Source organism: Streptomyces sp. NPDC058665 (genome assembly GCF_042714995.1).
Taxonomy (GTDB): domain Bacteria; phylum Actinomycetota; class Actinomycetes; order Streptomycetales; family Streptomycetaceae; genus Streptomyces.
Map to the genome: position 1 here is coordinate 30,640 of NZ_JBHXRX010000018.1, position 17,353 is coordinate 47,992.

The window sequence follows — 17,353 nt, forward strand, 5'->3', positions numbered from 1 at the left end:
GGCTAATGCGGTTAGCTAAAAGCTAATCGCATTAGCCGAAGCTGTCAATACGAGCCCGGAACCCGGGCCACGGCGCCAGGTCGCGACGGCGTAGCTACCGTTCGTCAGGATGCTCCACCTGGGAATCAGGACCCGGCACCATGATCAGTTCATGACCGCGCTCGTCACGCACCCGGAACGGCGGTGAATGAGGAGGTCCCAGTACCTCGACGACCTCCATCACGCGGTCGTGCTCGCCGACGACCCGCCCGTGCACCACGAGCCGGTCACCCTTGTCCGCTTCCATGAATCCGCCCTTCGGCTTCAGGCGTGCTGAGGGACCTCGTCCTTCAGCGTGGACCGGATCTGCTCCCGCAGTTCGGGCCTGTCCTCATGTCCGTGCACGCTCACCGCGTGATCGCCCGCGGCGCGGACCACTTCCTCTTCCTCGCCGGAGATCGTGAGCGTGCAGTTGGTCTCGCTCGGGAAATCCCTGCAGTCGGCTACTTTGCGCATGACACGCCTCCTCCCTTCTAGTGTCCGCCTCTCGCCGGACATACGCGACTGTCGCGGCGGCGCCTGCGCGGACGGACCGCGTGGTCGGGCCCGGTGTTTCGGGCCGCGTCGAGCGGCAACACGAACCTCATGACTGAGGACAGCGAAGCGAAAAGGAACGCGAACGATACGGCGGCGAAGCTCGGCGCGGGCAGGACCGCCACCGCCAAGGCGCGGCGGGCCACCAGCGACGCCGCCGGCCGTGCCAGGACCGAATCGGCGCTCGCGGCCTCGAAGGCCAAGTCATCCGTGCGGGCAGCCGAGAAGTCCGCCGAAGCGGGTGTGCGGTCGGCGGGCGATGCGACGAAACGCGCGGCCACCGCCGGCTGGGAAAGCAGCCGTCGGGCCGTCGTGTCGACGGCGGGCAAGGCGGTCTCCACAGCCACCACCGCGTGGACGGCCGTCAAGCACCGCAAGGCGATCGCGGCGGGAGCCGCCGCCGGTGTCGCCGGCCTGGCCGGCGGAGCGTTCGCCCTCGGGCGGCGGACCGCCAAACCGCGAGGCCCCCTCTCCAAACTCACCGGAGGCCGGATCTGACCCACAGCGGCACCGCTTCACCACGGAGAACCGACGGACCGCCGCCGGTCCTCCGTGCCCGGTCCTGACAGCCGTGTCACCCGCTCGGGCGCTCCCCGGAACCGTACGATCGGACCCGTTATGCGGTGATCACACCATCGCCGCCCCTTTCGGTCCCTGGATGCCACGATGTGCTGGAGCGCGACCGCCGACCTCACCGCGGGTGTCTTCATCAGCGCGATCGGAGCGGTCTGCGTCGCCCGCGTACGCCGGGTCCGCGATCTGCCGCTCGCCGCGCTGCCCCTGCTCCTGGGCGCTCACCAGATCGTCGAGTCCGTCGTATGGGACTCCGGCGGCGGCGCGGGGCCCGCCACCACCGCCTGGGCCGTCATCGCGATGCCCCTGCTGGCCATCTGGATCCCCCTGGCCGTACTGGTCGCCTCGCCGCGGGGCTCCCGCCGCAGGCTGGCCGTGCCCGTCGCCTCCGGGGTCGCCACCTCGGGCGCGCTCTCCTACTACCTGGCCACCCGGGAGGTGACGGCCGACATCCGCGGCCACACCATCGGATACGCCGTCCATCTGCCGCAGCCGGAGATCGCCGTGGCCGGCTACCTTCTCGCGACCATCGGAGCGCTGCTGCTGGCGGCCGACCGGACGGTGCGGCTGCTCGGCGTCCTCGTCGCCGCCGGAGCGGTGATCTGCGCGGTGATCTGGCGGATGGAGTTCGTCTCGACCTGGTGCGCCTTCGCCGCGCTCGCCTCCCTCGTCATGCTCCGCTGGGCCTGGCGGCGCCCGGCAGCCCCGGGCCCGGCGGTGTGACGCCGGGGGCTCACGGCCGGTGCGCGACCACCATGCGACAGCGCGGGCCGCCGTCAGGCCGCCGCCCCAGGCGGTCGAGCGCGACGAGATCCACCTCGAAGCCCGTACGGGTCAACTCGTCCACCACGTCGGCGAGCCGGAAGGTGCGGTAGTACATGACGAACGGCGGATGCCACATCGCGTTGCGCGCCCGCATCGCCGCGTCGAAGCCCCAGAGCGTCCAGTACAGCCGCGAACCGACGCGCGGCGGCGCGGGCACCGGAAAGACGAAGACGCCCCCGGGCCGCAGGACTTCACGCACCCGCGTGAAGAGCGCGGGGCGCTCCGACGGCAGGAAGTGGCCGAACGCGCCGAAACTCACCGCCACGTCGAAGGCGGCGCGGAAGGGGAGCGCGCGGGCGTCGGCCCGTACGAAGTCGACGACCGGCCCGCCGGTACCGCCCCCGCTCGAACCGCCTCCGCCCGCCCCGCCGTTGGGCAGTACGGCGGACCTGGCGGTGGCCAGCATGCCGGCGCTGAAGTCGACACCGGTGACCCGCTCGACGCACACCTCCCGCAGGACGTCCACACCGGCTCCGGTGCCGCAGCAGATGTCCAGCCCGGCGCGGAAGGGGCCGAGGGGCCCGAGGGCGTCGGCCACGGCGTCCAGCACGCCGTCCGGGGTACGGAACGGGGTCAGGTCGAACTTCGGCGCGAGCAGGTCGTAGCCACGCTCGGTCGACGAGAGCGCCTGCACGGTCAGTTCGCGAAGGGTCGGGCCCTGTGGGGTGAACATCACCTCTCACCCTACCGACAGTTTCGACACGCCCCGCGGGGAGGGGACATTCACGGACGCTTCCCTCTCCCGGAGGACATAATGCGGCTCGCGGCGTGCCGTCACTGCCCTGTGCGGGTGTTGTCGGACGTCACGCTTGATCGTTTCTGTGGTCTGGAAGCGAGGAGACGTGTAGCGTCAGTTTTAGCTGTCGTGGTTCCGAAGTACTTTGTCGCCCGTGATCACAGTCGCGGGCGATTCGGCTGTTCAACGTCTCTGAGGACCAGGGCGATCACCTCCGGTTCCCGCACGGTGCGGGGACCGTTATGAGTCCTTTGGAGGACACATGGCCAGCGGTACCGTCAAGTGGTTCAACTCGGAAAAAGGCTTCGGATTCATCGAGCAGGACGGTGGAGGCCCCGACGTCTTCGCCCACTACTCCAACATCGCCACCCAGGGCTTCCGTGAGCTCCAGGAGGGCCAGAAGGTGACCTTCGAGGTCACGCAGGGTCAGAAGGGCCCCCAGGCGGAGAACATCGTCCCCGCCTGAGGACACCTCGCCCAAGGACACACCTCCGTGTCCGCCGGTGCCCCGGCAGCGTCCTGCCGGGGCACCGGTGCGTGACGAGGTGTCAGGAAGTGGTGACCAGCGAGGTGTAATAGGTGCTCAGGCCACCGAGATACGCCGGGTCTCTGGTGTCGTGATCGCGCTCGAACACCGGAGCCCCCTTGACGGTCGCCTTCGTACAGCCGACGCGAACCACCCGCGCGGCCGGATCGATCGAGGTCACCAGCCCCGCGGGAATGACCAGACTCTTTCCGAAGACCCACATCCCGGTGTCCACCACCAGGTGCTCGAACGGTGAGCCCTCGGACTGTCTGTCCACACTGCCCACCGTTCCGTCGGTCGCATGGACGCTGTAACCGGTGAGGTCCATACCCGGCACATGGCCCGACTCGACAGCGAATACCCACATGTCACCCATCCCGGCCCTCACTCTCGTTTCGACTGTCGCGGCGGGATCACCGCTCAAAGTGCACTTGCCCCTCGTGCCCACCCAGCAACCACGCATGGTTCAGCAAGGTGTTACCTGACGGTCGGCTCCGGCGCGGACACGCCGGCAGAAGTACCATCACGGGCAACCGGGGGCGCCACCCAGACGTCATACAGAGGAAGTGAGCCATTCATGTCCGGCACTGCCGTCACCGAGTTCACGAGCGTCCAGTCGCGGTACGAGGCCCAGGTCGCCGCCGACCTGGAAAGCAATGTGGCGGAGCGGGAACGCCTCCGTGGTGAGATCGAGTCGCTTCAGGGCCAGTTGGAGACACTGGAGCGGGACCGCGTCCTGCTGCTCGGCGTGCGCCGGGTGTTCACCGACGGCGCAAGCCCCGACGCCGCGCCGAGCGTGAGAGTGCCGGGGCCGCGTACGGCGAAGCAGCCCAGTCTCGCCCAGTTGGTGGGCACACTGCTGGCCGCGCACGGTGAGCCGCGCTCGGCCGCGGAGGTCGCCGCCGAACTGGCCGCGGACCACCCGGCGCGCAACTCCGACATCAATGTCGTACGGAACGCGCTGGAACAGCTCGTCGCCAAGTCAGGGGCCCACCGCACCAAGCAGAAGAAGTCCGTCTTCTACTCCCACGCGGGACCGGACGCCGCCGATGCCCCGGCCCCGGCGGCGGACTGATCAGGCGACGCGCAGATCCTCGATCGCGTCCTCGTCCCACTCGATGCCGAGACCGGGGGTCTCGGGCGGCACGACGCAGCCGTCCTCGATCACCATCGCGCTACGGGTGATGGCGCCGAGCTGCGGTATGTGCTCCACATACATCCCGGCGGGAACGGCACACGCCAGGCTCGTGTGAAGCTCCATCAGAAAGTGCGGGGCGACCGGGATGTTGAATGCCTCGGCGGCGTGCGCGACCTTCAGCCAGGGCGTGATGCCGCCGACCCTGGCGACATCGACCTGCACGATGCCCGCCGCCCCGGCCGACAGGTACTCGGCGAAGTGGCCCACGCTGTAGATCGATTCGCCCACGGCGACGGGGACGGTGGTCGAGCGGGCGAGCCGTACATGGCCGGCGACGTCCTCTGCGGGCAGCGGCTCCTCGAACCAGACGATGTCCAGCGGTTCGAAGGTACGCGCCCGGCGGATCGCGTCGGCCCCGGTCAGTGAGCGGTTGGCGTCGACCATGATCTCGAAGGCGGGCCCGGTCGCCTCCCGTACGGCGGCGAGCCGTTCGGCGTCCTCGACGGCGCTCGGCCTGCCGACCTTGAGCTTCACACCGCGCAGCCCGGCGGCCTGGGCGGCCTTGGCGTTCTCGACCAGTTCCCCGGCGGGCAGATGGAGCCAGCCGCCCTCGGTGTCGTACACGGGCAGCCGCTCGTGCGCGCCACCGGCCAGGCGCCACAGCGGTTCACCCGCGCGCAGACACCGCAGATCCCACAGGGCCGTGTCGACTGCGGCCAGCGCCAGTGAGGTCAGCGCGCCGAACGCGGTCGCGCGGGTCGAGGCGAGCATGCGCGCCCAGACCGCCTCGACGTTACGGGCGTCGGTGCCCGGCAACGTGCCGGCGAGGTGGTCGCGCAGCAGGGCGAGGACGGAGCTGCCGCCGGTGCCGATCGTGTAGGAGTAGCCGGTGCCGCGCAGACCGTCGTCCGTCTCGATCGTGACGAGGACGGTCTCCTGGCGTACGAACGTCTGGCTGGCGTCCGTACGCAGCGTCTCGGGCTCGATGAAGACGAGCGCGCAGTCGACGCTCTTGATCCTGCTCATGGAGATGCTTCTTTCGTCATCGGTCGCGCGTGGTCGCGCGTGGCCGCGTCTGGTCTTCAGGAAGCGGTCGCGACGGGCGGGGGAGCGGCCATGACGCCTCCAGAGGCAGCCGAATTTTCCTATAGGAAATCTGAAGCATCTGGAGGTTAGTCATGTGCCGCGGCCGCACGTCAACCGTTGTGCAGCGGGAATTTCCCGGGTTCCTGGGCTTCTCTGCGTGAGGGTGTTCCTATAGGTTCTCGCTGGCAGAGATTCCCGCGGCGGACGGTGGTGGAGGGCTGATGCAGCGCATCGCACAGGTGATCAGGGTGCGGCCGGAGAAGCTGGAGGAGTACCGGGAGCTTCACCTGGCGGTGCCGGAGCCCGTACTCGCCAGGCTGCGGGCCTGCCGGATCGCCAACTACTCGATCCACCTGCTGGGCGACCGGCTCTTCGCCTACTTCGAGTACCACGGTGACGATCTGGCGGCCGATCTCGCGGCGATGGCCGCCGACGAGGCGACACAGGAGTGGTGGAAGCTGACCGATCCCTGCCAGGAGCCGGTCCCCGAGGCGGGGCCGGACGACTGGTGGACCCGCATGGAGCAGGTCTTCCTCATGGAGTAGCCCTGTCGAACTCCGGACCCGGTGGAGGCCAGCCCTATAGGATATGGGGGACAGCTCGCGCGGCATGAGGAGACCTGACCTTGTCGGACACGATTTCCGGCCGGACAGAGGGCACGGAGGACACCGGTGCCCCGCGACCGCCGCGCCAGGTGCTGGCCGACAGCGTGTACGAGGCCATCAAGGCGATGGTCATGGACCACGAGATCGAGCCGGGTGCCCGTGTCGGCATCGAATCCCTGGCCCGGACGCTGGAGGTGTCACCCACACCCGTACGCGAGGCGCTGGCGCGACTGGAGTCCGACGGGCTCGTCACGAAGCGCTCGCTCGCCGGCTACCGGGCGACCGAGCTCCTCACCCCGCAGGGCCTTGAGGAACTGTTCGAGATGCGTCTGCTGCTGGAGCCGAGAGCGACCGCCCTGGCCGCCGTGAACGCGGACGAGGAGCAGCTCGACGCCATCGAGAATCTGGTGGAGGAGATGCGGGGCCGGCCGGGATCCGGCGATCGGTATGTCGTCTACCGCGAGTTCGCCGCCGCCGACCAGCGCTTCCACGACACGATCGCGCGCGCGGCGGGCCGCTCACTGCTGGCCGACGCGGTGGAACGGCTCCACTCGCATCTGCACATCTTCCGCCTCAGCGGCATCCCGGGCGCCGGCCCGCTGACCCTCGCGGAGCACGACCGCATCCTGCGCGCGATCCTGCGCCGCAACCCGGACCGGGCGGCGGAGGCCATGACGGATCACCTGCGCCGCAGCCTGGAGCGTCAGCGCACCCGCCGGGGCCCGGACGCCTGACGGCCCGCCCCGGACCGCACCGAGAGGGACTGGCGGAAGCCGGTGTGTACGCTCGCTCTGTACGGCGGAGCCGGGGCAGCGTCGCCCGCACGCTCGGCCATCCGCCGGAACTCCCCGAGGTCGCGGCCGGCCCGGTGGCGGGCCCGGATCCCCGGGACGACGTCCGTGAGCTCCGCCGGACGTCCCTTCCGTAACCATCGAAAGTCCGCCCTTCAGCCTGACGCCCGCCGGTGACAGGCTGTCCCCGTACGAGACACCACCCGTCGCACGCATCACTTACGCACCAGGCACCACCGGCACCGCCCGCGCCACTGGCACCACCGGCCCGAAGACATGCACGAGAGGCACCCGTGATCCCGAACACCCTCGACACCCCTGGCGGCCATCTGTCCCGGCCCGCCCCCGACTGGTGGCGCGAAGCCGTCGTCTACCAGGTGTACGTCCCGAGCTTCGCCGACGCGGACGGCGACGGGATCGGCGACCTCCGCGGGATCACGGACCGGCTCGACCACCTCGCCGGTCTCGGCGTCGACGCCCTCTGGCTCACCCCGTTCTACCCCTCGCCCTGGACCGACGCGGGCTACGACGTCTCCGACTACCGGGGCGTCGACCCGCGCCACGGCACCCTCGACGACTTCCGCGGCCTCGTGCGGCGCGCCCACGGCCTCGGTCTCAAGGTCATCGTCGATGTCGTGCCCAACCACTGCTCCGACCAGCACCCCTGGTTCGTGGAGGCGCTCGCGTCACCCCCGGGCTCACCGGCGAGGGACCGCTTCATCTTCCGCGAGGGGCGGGGCCCGGACGGGAGCCTGCCGCCCGCCGACTGGAAGTCGAAGTTCGGCGGCGGCGCCTGGACACGGGTACCGGACGGCCAGTGGTACATGCACATCTTCTCCGCCGAGCAGCCCGACCTGAACTGGGAGAACCCCGACGTCCTCGCCGACTTCGAGGGCATCCTCCGCTTCTGGCTCGACCTCGGCGCGGACGGCTTCCGTATCGACGTGGCCCACGGCCTGCGCAAGGACCTCGTGGAACCCCTGCGGGACACCGGCGGACGCGACTCGGCCTCCCTGAACTCCCCGCCCGAAGGTGAGAACCATCCCTTCTGGGACCGTGACGAGGTCCACGACATATACCGGACCTGGCGCAAGATCATCGACTCCTACGCACCTCCCCGTATCACCGTCGCCGAAGCGGGAGTCAGCGCGTCCCGGCTGCCCCTCTACACCCGCCCCGACGAGCTCCATCAGGCGTTCAACTTCTTCCATCTGCGCTGTCCCTGGGACGCCGAGGAGTTCAGGACGGTCATCGACACCTCCCTCACCGGCGCCCGCGCGGTCGGCACCCTGCCCACCTGGGTGCTCTCCAACCACGATGTCGTACGCCACCGCACCCGCTACTCCCTTCCCCAGGGCATCGACTACCGCGCCTGGCTGTCCGGCGGCGGCAACGACCCCGCCCCGGACGACGCGCTCGGCCACCGCAGGGCCAGGGCCGCCGCGCTCCTGACCCTCGCCCTCCCGGGCAGCGCCTACCTCTACCAGGGCGAGGAACTCGGCCTCCCCGAGGTCTCCGACCTGCCCCTCGACGCGCTGCGCGACCCCATGTGGGAGCGGACCGGACGCACCACCAAGGGCCGCGACGGCTGCCGTATCCCCATCCCGTGGACCCGCACGGGCAGCAGCCACGGCTTCGGGCCCGGCGGCAGCTGGCTCCCCCAGCCGGAGGGCTGGGGCGACCACGCCGTTGAGGCCCAGACCGGGCGGCCCGACTCCTTCCTTGAGCTGTACCGCACGGCACTGTCCATACGCACCCGCTTCCGTGGCGACGAGTCGTTCGGCTGGCTGCCCGCACGCGAGGGCGAACTGGCCTTCCGCAAGGGCCGGTTCGAATGCCGGATCAACCTCTCCGCACGCTCTCTCCCGCTGCCGGACGGCGAGGTGCTGCTCGCCAGCGACAGCCTGGAGGAGGGCGTGATCGCCCCGGACACCGCCGTGTGGACAGCGGCGACAGGCGGCTGATCAATTCGTCGGTATCGTCCCCGTCGGTATCATCCGGCTCCTTTCCGTCGTCGTATCCGTACAACGCGTGAGCACATCCGGGCGCTCCCCGGCGGGTGTCACCCGAATGGCTGAACCCGCGCGGCGATCTGCTTCGAGCCCAGCAGGGCGCGTCCGACGCCCCTTTGTCCCCCGGACGGGTCAGAGGGGCGTTTTCCCTGGTTGCCGCCCGCCGTCAGCAGGTGCCGCATGGAAATACGCGAGTCAGCCGACGCGCGGGGATACCGGACCCCGCCGGCTCGCCGCCAAGGAGTGATCACTGATGGCAGCCGACGATGTCTTCCACCACGTGGGTGAACTCACGGGTCTGACGGCCTACGACGCCACCGGGGAGAAGATAGGCAGTGTCGAGCAGGCGTACCTCGACAACCAGACGGGCCGCGCCGAGTGGGTGACCGTCAAGACCGGCATGTTCGGCATGAAGGAGTCCTTCGTGCCGCTGGCCGGCGCGACCCGTGACGAGAGCGGTCTCCAGATCCCGCACGCGAAGGAACTGGTCAAGGACGCCCCCCGGATGGACGCCGACGAGCATCTCGACGTCGCCCAGGAGCAGGAGCTGTACGACCACTACGGCCTCGCCCGTCCCAGCGGGCGCAGCGGGACTCCGGGCATGACCCAGGCACCCGGAACCGCGGCCACGGAAGGCAGGGGCGGGGAGGACACCATGAGTGGCGAATCCAGGAGCGAAGCGGACCAGGGCCGCACCGAGCCCACCCCCCAGGCCGGGACCACCGGTCGTACGGAGACCTCCGAGGCCGCCACCGCCGGTGCCACCGGTGGCGGCGAAGACGAAATGGTGCGTTCGGAGGAGCGTCTGCGGGTCGGTACCGAGGAGCACGAGTCGGGCCGGGCGCGGCTCCGGAAGGTCGTGGTGACCGAGAACGTCACCACCACCGTGCCGGTCACCCACGAGGAGGTCCGTATCGTGCGCGAGCCCATCAACCCGGGCGACCGCAACATCGGCCGCTCGCCCATGGGCAACGCCGAGGCCGAGGTGATCCTGCACGCCGAGGAGGCGATCGTCCGCAAGGAGGCCGTGCCGGTGGAGCGCGTGCGGATGGAGACCGAGAAGGTCACCGAGCAGAAGGAAGTGTCGGCCGACGTCCGCAAGGAGCAGGTCGAGTTCGACGCCCCCGGGCAGGACGAGCGGGGACGCGGCGGCGGCCGGGGCCCCAGCCACTGAGCGGCAGACCCCAGGACCGCCACAGGAAGAACCGCACGGCGTGGGCCCACCGGTTGTCCGGGTGGACCCGCGCCGCGTTCTGCCCCGCGAAGGGGCTCTCAGGCGCCCGGCGGGCGCCATTCGACCAGCAGCAGCGTCGCGTCGTCACGCAGCCGGTTGTCACTCGCGTCCAGAATCGAGTGGATGAGCCGCCGCAGCGCCTCGGGAGCCAGCTCGCCGGCCGCCGTCGCCCGGATGATGGAGTCCGTGAAACGCTCGAGTCCGAACTCCGTACGGTCGCTCAGCCGCGACTCCACGACGCCGTCCGTGTAGAGCAACACCCGGTCCCCGGGCTCCAGTTGCATTTCGTGGATCGTCCGGAGGGTCTCGCAGAACCTCACCCGCAGTCCCATCGGCGGCTGGGGGGCACGGTCCAGCTCACCATGGAGCACCCGGCGTCCCCGGATCAGCAGCGGGGAAGGATGCCCGCAGTTGCACCACCGGAACAGACCGCCCGCGAGATCCAGCTGGGTGACGATCCCGGTGCAGTACTGGTCGGGCAGCCAGCGCGCGAGCGCCTGATCGACGGTGTCCACTAGTTCCAGCAGATCCCCGCCGTCCCTCCGGGCGGCCCGGCAGCCCGCCAGCGCGACGGCCGTGGTCAGGCCCGCCGCCAGGTCGTGGCCCATCGAGTCGAAGATGTCGACATGCAGGCTCGTCCGGGTCAGCGAGTGGTCGTAGGCGTCGCCGCCGACCTCGTACGCGGGTTCCAGCACCGCCGTCGACAACGCGTCGGCGTTGCCGATGGTCCGCGGGGGCAGGAAGGCGCGCAGCATCTCGGCCGGCAGCTCCATCCGCTCGGTGCGGGACCGCCGCACCAGGCTGTCGCTGTACGACCGCTTCGACGTGATCGCCATGGCCAGCACGGCCGCGATCATCCGGCAGCGGCGCAGGCGTACCGCGTCGATGGCGGGCGCGCTCACACCGAGCACGCCGAGGCGTTCCGCCCCGTCGATCAGGGGCAGCCAGGCGGTGAGACCCCGGCCGTCCGACTCCTCCATCCGCAGGTCGAGGGAGCGATACGTCTGCCCGCCCAGCGTGGAGTCCACGTCGAGACTGGGCATCCCCTCGGTGAGCGGGACGAGGTGCCGCTGCTGGATGTCGACCAGATAGACCACGATCCGGTCGATTCCCAGCGCCGTGGCACAGCGGTTCACCAGTTCCGGCAGTTCCGTCGGGGCCGCGGCGTGCGTCTCGGCGAGAAACTCTTCGAAGAGCTGCTCACCGGGGTCCCGGCCCGTGTTCTCACTCGGCATGGCGACCGCCTCCTCATCGGCAGGCTCCTACCAGCATCGCAAATCGGACCCGGTCGGTGCATGCGGCCGTACCCACGGCCGGACGGCCGGACGGGCTGTGTCAGGGGGGACGCGCCACGATCGCTGGGCAGCGCCGGAGCCGCCCTGATAGGGAGGGGGCATGAGCGAAGAGACACCGATTCCCCCTGTCCTGACCGTCATCGCCGCCAGCACCATCGAGCCGAACGTCGTCGGCGAAGGCGCCGCCGACCGCAACTCGTGGATGGTGATCGAGACGGCCGAGCAGGGCCAGCTCCTGCTCAATCTGCCGGGCCCGCTGTACCGCGCGATGGAGCAGGCGCCCTTCCTGGCCGCCAACGAAGCCGGGCCCGGCCGCCTCGCCCTCACCGATCGCGAGATCGCCGCCTACCGCGAGCGCATCGCCGGTCTCACGGAGAAGCCGTAGCGGTCGCCGTAGCCGGCGGAACACCTCGGGCGGCGCGCGGCGGGCGGTGGGCAGCGATCGGACGCGAGGCGGATCAGTACGGGCGGTCGCCCGCGATGGCGACCCGTTCGGCGATCCGCCGGTGCGTGCCGTAGTCGGCGACCGCGTAGTGCTGGGTGGCGCGGTTGTCCCAGAAGGCGATGTCGCCCGCCTGCCAGCGGAACCTGACCTGGTACTCCGGCACATGCGCCTGCTGGAAGAGCAGCCGCAGCAGACGGTCGCTCTCCTCCTGCGGGAGCCCCACGATCCGGGTGGTGAACGACGTGTTGACGAACAGCATCCGCCGGCCCGTCTCCGGATGCGTACGCACCACCGGGTGCTCCACCGGCGGGAAGACGTCCTGGAACCGGGCCAGATGCTCGGCGGGGGAGTACCGCGCGAAGCCCGGCACGAAGTCGTGAACGGCACGGGCGCCGTCGATACGGTCCCTCACGTCGCGCGGCAGATTGTCGTACGCCACCGCCATGTCGGCCCACAGGGTGTCTCCCCCGGCGGGCGGCACCTCACGCAGCTGCAGGACGGCGCCCATCGCGGGCCGCTCCCGGAACGTGACGTCCGTGTGCCACACGTTCTCGAAGCTCGGGACGGCCGTACGGTCGAAGCGCGCCACGTCCTTCGCGCCCCCGGCCGTCGCCACCAGCGGATTGGTCTCCAACTCGCCCCAGGCGAGGGCGAAAGCGCGCTGCGCGTCGGAGGTCAGACGCTGCCCGCGGAAGAAGAGGACCTTCCACTCCAGGAGGGCCCGGTTGAGCTCGCCCCGCAGCGCGGGCGACGGCGGGACCGACAGATCAAGGCCCCGGATCTCGGCGCCGATCGTCGCGGACTGCGGGACGAGCTCGAAGAGTCCGTACGGCCGGTCCTCCCAGCCCTCGGGAACACGGCGCAGCTCCCGGTGCCCCTCGTACAGTCCGCCGGCGGGGACATGGGGATGCCGGAGGGCGGGAACGACCGAAGCGTTGGACGCGGATACGGGGGCGATAGTGGTCACGAGGCTCCTCGGGAGTACGAACCGGTGGGGAGGGAGGACGGCCCGCGGCGGCGCGGGGGCGCGGGTGGCGGGTCCGTCCGGGCAGCGGCCGTCAGGACCGTGACGGTACGGGGGCGGGCGCTACCGAAGGTCAGCGACAGCGACAGCGACAGGCGGGCGGGGATCCCACCCGGCCGCGGCGCAGCAGAAAGCTGAGGCCGCGAGGCGCGCACTCACCGCGGGGACCGCTGTGACGCGGCTCCACTGCACGGTAGTTCGAGTACGGACCCATGACAGGCACCGTACCTCAGCCATTGTCCCGGCGACATAAGCGGAACGGCCGGTGGGCTCCGCCGGGCACGGGCAGGGTGTGGGTATGGCCCTCTCCGTCGCACAGCCAGGGTCTGTCGTTTGGATCAGGCCGGATGAGGGAGCGGGGTCTGGTGCGTGCGGTCGCAAGGCGGAGGAGGGAGTCAACGCGGAGCGTTGGCGACCGACGACAACGCGGCGGGCGTGCGTGCCAGGGCTCGCGAGCCCGGCAAGATCCGAACGACAGACCCTAAGTGACCCGCACCTCAGGACCGGCCCGCGGGGTGGTGCACCGGCCGAGGGGCTGAGCCGGGCACTCGGCCGGGTGCTCGTACTCGACCCACGGCCGGACTGTGTGGTGATCACCGGGGATCTGGTGGAGCGCGGAGCGCCGGACGAGTACGCGGTCCTGCGCGAGGTGATCGGACGCTTCCCGCTGCCGCTCTTCCTGGTGACGGGCAATCACGACGAACCCGCCGCACTGCTCGACGAGTTCGGCGGGACCGCGCTGATGGGCGGGGCCCACCAGGCGTACTACGCGGCCGAGTTGCCCCGGCTCACCGTCGCGGCCCTCGACTCCTCCGTGCATGGCGAAGGCGGCGGACGTCTCGGCGCGGGCCAACTCGCCTGGCTCGACGAGGTCCTGGCCCGCAGGCCGGACGTTCCGGCGTTCGTGTGTCTGCACCACCCGCCGGTGCCGGTCGGCATTCCCTTCCTGGACGCGATGCGGCTGGCCGACGGCGACGCGCTCGCCGAGGTGCTCGTACGGCACGCGAACGTGGCTCGCGTGCTCGCGGGCCATGTCCACCGCCCGGTCACGACCGCGTACGCCAACAGCACCCTCGCTGTCGCCCCGAGCACCCATCTCCAGAGCGGACTGGCCCTGCGCGAAGGCGTTCCCGGCTACCTGCCCGAGCCGACGTCCTTCCTCCTTCACCTGCTCGCGGGCACGTCATGGGTCACCCACACCGTGCCCGTCAGCCACGCGGCGGCCCCGCTCGCCGGCTACTGAGAGCGTGTCCCGCCGCGACGCTCAGCGCGGGGTGACGGTTTCCGCGAGGAAGGAGCGCATCGGCGTGGCGTCGCGACCGAGCAGGTCCGTCAACACCGGCCCGGTGGTGGCGAATTCACCGCGCCGCGACGCGTGGAACATGCCCAGCAGCAGGTTCGCCCGGTCCTCGGGTACGCCGTGCCCGATCAGGCCCGCCATCCATTCCTCGTCGTCAGCGACGACACGGCGGACGGTGCGGCCGGTGAGTTCGGTGAGGACGCCGGCGATGTCTTCGAGGTCGAGTGCCTCCGGCGCGGTCAGTGGCGGGGTCGCGCCGTCGAACCGGCCTTCGTCCGTGAGGATGGCCGCCGTCGCCTCGGCGAGGTCGTCGTGCGTGGTCCATGACACCGGCCCGTCGGCGGGTGCGACGAGTTCGCCCGTTTCGAGTGCCTGGCCCAGGAGGAGCGGGACGGTGCTCGCGTAATACCCGTTCCGCAGCGACGTGAAAGGCGTGCCCGTCGCCGCCAGGTACCGCTCGGTCGCGGCGTGGTCGGGCATCGGCGCGAACAGCGAATCGGGGGCGGCACCCTGGTGGCTGGTGTACAGGACGCGCTTCGCCCCGGCCGCGCGGGCGGCGTCGATCGCCGCGGTGTGCCGGGCGATGGCCGCGTCGCCGGTCACGCCCGCCGAGACGATGAGCACCTGTGTGGCGCCCTCGAACGCGTCGGCGAGAGAGCCGGGGTCGGTGAAGTCGCCGCGTCGCACGCGAACACCATGTGCGACGAGGCCGGCGGCGCGGTCCGGCTCGCGCACGCTGACGCCGACCTCCTCCCCGGGGATCCGGTCGAGCAGCCGCTGGACGACCTTGGAGCCGAGTCGGCCGGTGGCGCCGGTGATGATGATCATGATGTGTCCTTACGTCGTCGCCATTGTTATCGATGGAATCGGGATGGTGATTCCGACGATAGTACATCGATAACGTGTATGCGTTATCGTTGAACACATGGTGGAGACGAAGCAGGGCGGGACCGGCAGAAGCGAGACGCGCGCGAACCTCGTGGAGGTCGCGGCGCGGCTCCTGCGCGAACAGGGTCCGGCCGCCGTCACCACCCGTGGTGTCGCCCAGGCCGCCGGCGTACAGGCGCCGACGATCTACCGGCTGTTCGGCGACAAGGACGGCCTGCTCGATGCCGTCGCCGAGCATGTCTTCGCCGCCTACGTCGCGGGGAAGGCGCTCGCCGACGACAGCGACGACCCCGTCGCGGATCTGCGGGCGGGGTGGGACGTGCACATCGGCTTCGGCCTGGCCAACGCCGCACTGTTCGGCCTGCTCGTCGCTCCCGGCCGCGCCTCCCGCTCACCGGCGACGTCCGCGGGGCTGGAGGTCCTGCGCGCACGAGTACGCCGAGTCGCGGCGACCGGCCGGCTCCGCGTCGCCGAGCACCGCGCCGTGGAACTCGTCCACGCCGCGGGCACCGGCGCCGTACTGACCCTGCTCGCCATGCCGCCGCAGGAGCGGGACCCCGGCCTCGCCGACGCGATGTACGACATGGTGACGCGGTCGATCCTCACCCGGCCCGCCGGGCCCGAGCCGGCCGCCGAGCCTGCTCCCGCGTCCACCGGGGACAGCACGACGGCGGCCGCCGTCGCGTTCCGGACCGTCGTGCCCCGGCTGCCGAAGCTGACCGACATCGAGCGCGCGCTGCTGTCCGAGTGGCTGGACCGGGCCGTCGAAAGCTGATCCCGCACCCGGCCGGGCCCGTTCAACCGGGCCCTTTCAGCCGGGTCCGCTCAGTCGAGTCCGATCCGCGCCGCAGCCGCCGACCACGCCCGCGCGTCGCCGCGTGGCTCGTACCGGCGCAGCCGTTGCGTTCGGGCCACCAGGCGGCGCATGTCCGCGCGGTCTCCGACGAGGCCCTGGGCGCGTGCCTGGACGAGGACGTTGCCGAGCGCGGTGGCCTCGGCCGGGCCCGCCACCACCGGCAACCCCGTCGCGTCCGAGGTCAGTTGGCAGAGCAGTTCGTTACGGCTGCCGCCACCCACCAGATGCACCACGCGGATGTCGGTGCCCGAGAGATCGGCCGCCGCGCGCAGCGTCGCGCGGTGCGCCAGCGCGAGACTCTCCAGGACACAACGGACCGTCGCCGCCCGGTCGGTGGGCGGCTGCTGGCCCGTGCGGGCGCAGTACGCGGCGATACGCGCCGGCATGTCACCCGGGGTGAGGAACGACGGATCGTCCGGGTCGACCAGCGCGGCGAACGGCCGCGACCGGGCCGCCCCCTCCATCAGCGGCGCCAGATCGGCGGGCAGCCCACGCTCCCCCCAGGTACGCAGGCTCTCCGACAGCAGCCACAGCCCCATCACATTGCGCAGGAATCGGTAACTGCCGTCCAGCCCCAGCTCGTTGGTGAAGTTCGCGGCCCTGGAAGCCTCCGTGACCACCGGCTCGGTCAGTTCAAGACCGGCCAGTGACCACGTACCGCACGACACGTACGCGAAGCCAGGCCCGGTCGCGGGGACGGCGGCCACGGCCGAAGCCGTGTCGTGCGAGGCCACGGCCGTGACCGGAGTTGACTCCGGCAGCCCGGTCTCGGCCGCCACATAGGGCAGCAGCGTCCCCGCCGCGTCCCCCGGCCGCCGGATGGCCGGGAACAGGCTCCGGTCGATGCCCAGCCGGCCCATCAGCTCGTGCGACCAGTCACCCGCGCGCGCGTCGAACAGGCCCGTGGTGGACGCGTTCGTGGCCTCCGACCCGACACTGCCCGTGAGCCAGTGCGTCAGCAGATCGGGAATCATCAACAGCTTTCTGGCCGCCGCCAGTTGAGCGCTCCCGGAGGCCGCGGCGAGCTGGAACACCGTGTTGAACGGCAGATGCTGCAACCCGGTGATCCGGTACAGCTCCCGTGCAGGGACCGTCTCCCAGACCCGCTCACCGACCCCCTCGGTACGGGTGTCCCGGTAGTGGTACGGATTGCCGAGCAACTGGCCGTCCGCGTCCAGCAGTCCGTAGTCCACCGCCCAGCTGTCGATACCGACCGAGGCGATGCCGCCGTATGTACGGGCCGCGCGGCCGAGACCGTCGAGCACTCCCTGGAAGAGCGAGAGCACGTCCCACCGCAGGCTGCCCGGCAGCCGCACCGGCCGGTTCGGGAAGCGGTGGACCTCGATGAGGTCCACCGCCCCCCGATCGGACCTGCCAGGCCGGCCGGACCCGCCGGACCCACCCACGCGCCCCGCCATCACCCGCCCACTGGTGGCGCCGAGGTCG

At 70.9% G+C, this 17,353-nt stretch carries 20 protein-coding genes; 11 read left to right on the forward strand and 9 right to left on the reverse strand.

From position 1 onward, the window contains the following. Positions 1-94 precede the first annotated feature (94 nt). Both ACFWV8_RS14040 and ACFWV8_RS14045 read right to left on the reverse strand, forming a co-directional pair. Positions 95-286: a DUF1918 domain-containing protein gene (locus ACFWV8_RS14040; protein ID WP_384200799.1), complete on the reverse strand. Its 192-nt coding sequence runs from the start codon at positions 284-286 to the stop codon at positions 95-97. 17 nt (positions 287-303) lie between these two features. Then, the gene (locus tag ACFWV8_RS14045) at positions 304-495 is read right to left on the reverse strand and encodes a DUF1059 domain-containing protein (protein ID WP_329391736.1); all 192 of its coding nucleotides are present in this window, start codon (positions 493-495) and stop codon (positions 304-306) included. Positions 496-624: 129 nt separating this feature from the next. On the opposite strand from ACFWV8_RS14045, the gene ACFWV8_RS14050 reads away from it, so the two are divergent. Then, entirely contained in the window at positions 625-1,071 is a 447-nt protein-coding gene (locus ACFWV8_RS14050) for a hypothetical protein (protein ID WP_384200802.1), read from the forward strand. Positions 1,072-1,239: 168 nt separating this feature from the next. Beyond that, positions 1,240-1,869, forward strand: coding sequence for a DUF6629 family protein (locus tag ACFWV8_RS14055; RefSeq protein WP_384200804.1), 630 nt, complete (start codon positions 1,240-1,242; stop codon positions 1,867-1,869). A 10-nt stretch (positions 1,870-1,879) separates the two neighbouring features. Here ACFWV8_RS14055 and ACFWV8_RS14060 read toward each other — a convergent pair whose 3' ends face one another. Next, positions 1,880-2,644 carry a class I SAM-dependent methyltransferase gene (locus tag ACFWV8_RS14060; protein WP_384200806.1) on the reverse strand — a complete coding sequence of 255 codons (765 nt, stop codon included), beginning with the start codon at positions 2,642-2,644 and terminating at the stop codon, positions 1,880-1,882. Positions 2,645-2,969: 325 nt separating this feature from the next. On the opposite strand from ACFWV8_RS14060, the gene ACFWV8_RS14065 reads away from it, so the two are divergent. Further along, positions 2,970-3,173, forward strand: a complete 204-nt coding sequence (locus ACFWV8_RS14065) for a cold-shock protein (RefSeq protein ID WP_023543681.1) — start codon at positions 2,970-2,972, stop codon at positions 3,171-3,173. Between the two features lie 82 nt (positions 3,174-3,255). Here ACFWV8_RS14065 and ACFWV8_RS14070 read toward each other — a convergent pair whose 3' ends face one another. Beyond that, the gene (locus ACFWV8_RS14070) at positions 3,256-3,600 is read right to left on the reverse strand and encodes a PRC-barrel domain containing protein (RefSeq protein ID WP_384200808.1); all 345 of its coding nucleotides are present in this window, start codon (positions 3,598-3,600) and stop codon (positions 3,256-3,258) included. A gap of 210 nt (positions 3,601-3,810) precedes the next feature. Here ACFWV8_RS14070 and ACFWV8_RS14075 point away from each other — a divergent pair, with 210 nt between their 5' ends. Then, positions 3,811-4,308, forward strand: coding sequence for a hypothetical protein (locus ACFWV8_RS14075; protein WP_384200810.1), 498 nt, complete (start codon positions 3,811-3,813; stop codon positions 4,306-4,308). Here the strand turns inward: ACFWV8_RS14075 and ACFWV8_RS14080 are convergent, their stop codons facing one another. Then, positions 4,309-5,397 carry a mandelate racemase/muconate lactonizing enzyme family protein gene (locus ACFWV8_RS14080; protein ID WP_384200813.1) on the reverse strand — a complete coding sequence of 363 codons (1,089 nt, stop codon included), beginning with the start codon at positions 5,395-5,397 and terminating at the stop codon, positions 4,309-4,311. 281 nt (positions 5,398-5,678) lie between these two features. Here ACFWV8_RS14080 and ACFWV8_RS14085 point away from each other — a divergent pair, with 281 nt between their 5' ends. The 4 genes from ACFWV8_RS14085 to ACFWV8_RS14100 all read left to right on the forward strand — a co-directional run bounded on the left by ACFWV8_RS14085 (position 5,679) and on the right by ACFWV8_RS14100 (position 10,039). Beyond that, the gene (locus ACFWV8_RS14085; protein WP_384200815.1) at positions 5,679-6,002 is read left to right on the forward strand and encodes an L-rhamnose mutarotase; all 324 of its coding nucleotides are present in this window, start codon (positions 5,679-5,681) and stop codon (positions 6,000-6,002) included. Positions 6,003-6,151: 149 nt separating this feature from the next. Beyond that, entirely contained in the window at positions 6,152-6,796 is a 645-nt protein-coding gene (locus ACFWV8_RS14090) for a GntR family transcriptional regulator (protein ID WP_384200984.1), read from the forward strand. Between the two features lie 350 nt (positions 6,797-7,146). Next, positions 7,147-8,817: a glycoside hydrolase family 13 protein gene (locus ACFWV8_RS14095; RefSeq protein WP_384200816.1), complete on the forward strand. Its 1,671-nt coding sequence runs from the start codon at positions 7,147-7,149 to the stop codon at positions 8,815-8,817. A gap of 301 nt (positions 8,818-9,118) precedes the next feature. Further along, positions 9,119-10,039: a PRC and DUF2382 domain-containing protein gene (locus tag ACFWV8_RS14100; RefSeq protein WP_384200818.1), complete on the forward strand. Its 921-nt coding sequence runs from the start codon at positions 9,119-9,121 to the stop codon at positions 10,037-10,039. 98 nt (positions 10,040-10,137) lie between these two features. Here the strand turns inward: ACFWV8_RS14100 and ACFWV8_RS14105 are convergent, their stop codons facing one another. Continuing rightward, complete coding sequence (locus ACFWV8_RS14105; protein ID WP_384200820.1) at positions 10,138-11,334, reverse strand: PP2C family protein-serine/threonine phosphatase; 1,197 nt, start codon at positions 11,332-11,334, stop codon at positions 10,138-10,140. 160 nt (positions 11,335-11,494) lie between these two features. Here ACFWV8_RS14105 and ACFWV8_RS14110 point away from each other — a divergent pair, with 160 nt between their 5' ends. Then, positions 11,495-11,779 (forward strand): hypothetical protein, encoded by a 285-nt coding sequence (locus ACFWV8_RS14110; RefSeq protein ID WP_329391761.1) that lies wholly within the window; start codon positions 11,495-11,497, stop codon positions 11,777-11,779. Between the two features lie 73 nt (positions 11,780-11,852). On the opposite strand, the gene ACFWV8_RS14115 is transcribed toward ACFWV8_RS14110, so the two are convergent. Then, complete coding sequence (locus ACFWV8_RS14115) at positions 11,853-12,797, reverse strand: TauD/TfdA dioxygenase family protein (protein ID WP_384200986.1); 945 nt, start codon at positions 12,795-12,797, stop codon at positions 11,853-11,855. Between the two features lie 505 nt (positions 12,798-13,302). On the opposite strand from ACFWV8_RS14115, the gene ACFWV8_RS14120 reads away from it, so the two are divergent. Further along, positions 13,303-14,106 (forward strand): metallophosphoesterase, encoded by an 804-nt coding sequence (locus tag ACFWV8_RS14120; RefSeq protein WP_384200823.1) that lies wholly within the window; start codon positions 13,303-13,305, stop codon positions 14,104-14,106. 21 nt (positions 14,107-14,127) lie between these two features. Here ACFWV8_RS14120 and ACFWV8_RS14125 read toward each other — a convergent pair whose 3' ends face one another. Continuing rightward, entirely contained in the window at positions 14,128-14,991 is an 864-nt protein-coding gene (locus ACFWV8_RS14125; RefSeq protein ID WP_384200825.1) for an NAD(P)H-binding protein, read from the reverse strand. Between the two features lie 97 nt (positions 14,992-15,088). Here ACFWV8_RS14125 and ACFWV8_RS14130 point away from each other — a divergent pair, with 97 nt between their 5' ends. Next, positions 15,089-15,826 (forward strand): TetR/AcrR family transcriptional regulator, encoded by a 738-nt coding sequence (locus ACFWV8_RS14130; RefSeq protein ID WP_384200827.1) that lies wholly within the window; start codon positions 15,089-15,091, stop codon positions 15,824-15,826. Between the two features lie 50 nt (positions 15,827-15,876). Here the strand turns inward: ACFWV8_RS14130 and ACFWV8_RS14135 are convergent, their stop codons facing one another. Then, complete coding sequence (locus ACFWV8_RS14135) at positions 15,877-17,325, reverse strand: rhamnulokinase family protein (protein WP_384200988.1); 1,449 nt, start codon at positions 17,323-17,325, stop codon at positions 15,877-15,879. Positions 17,326-17,353: the final 28 nt, after the last annotated feature.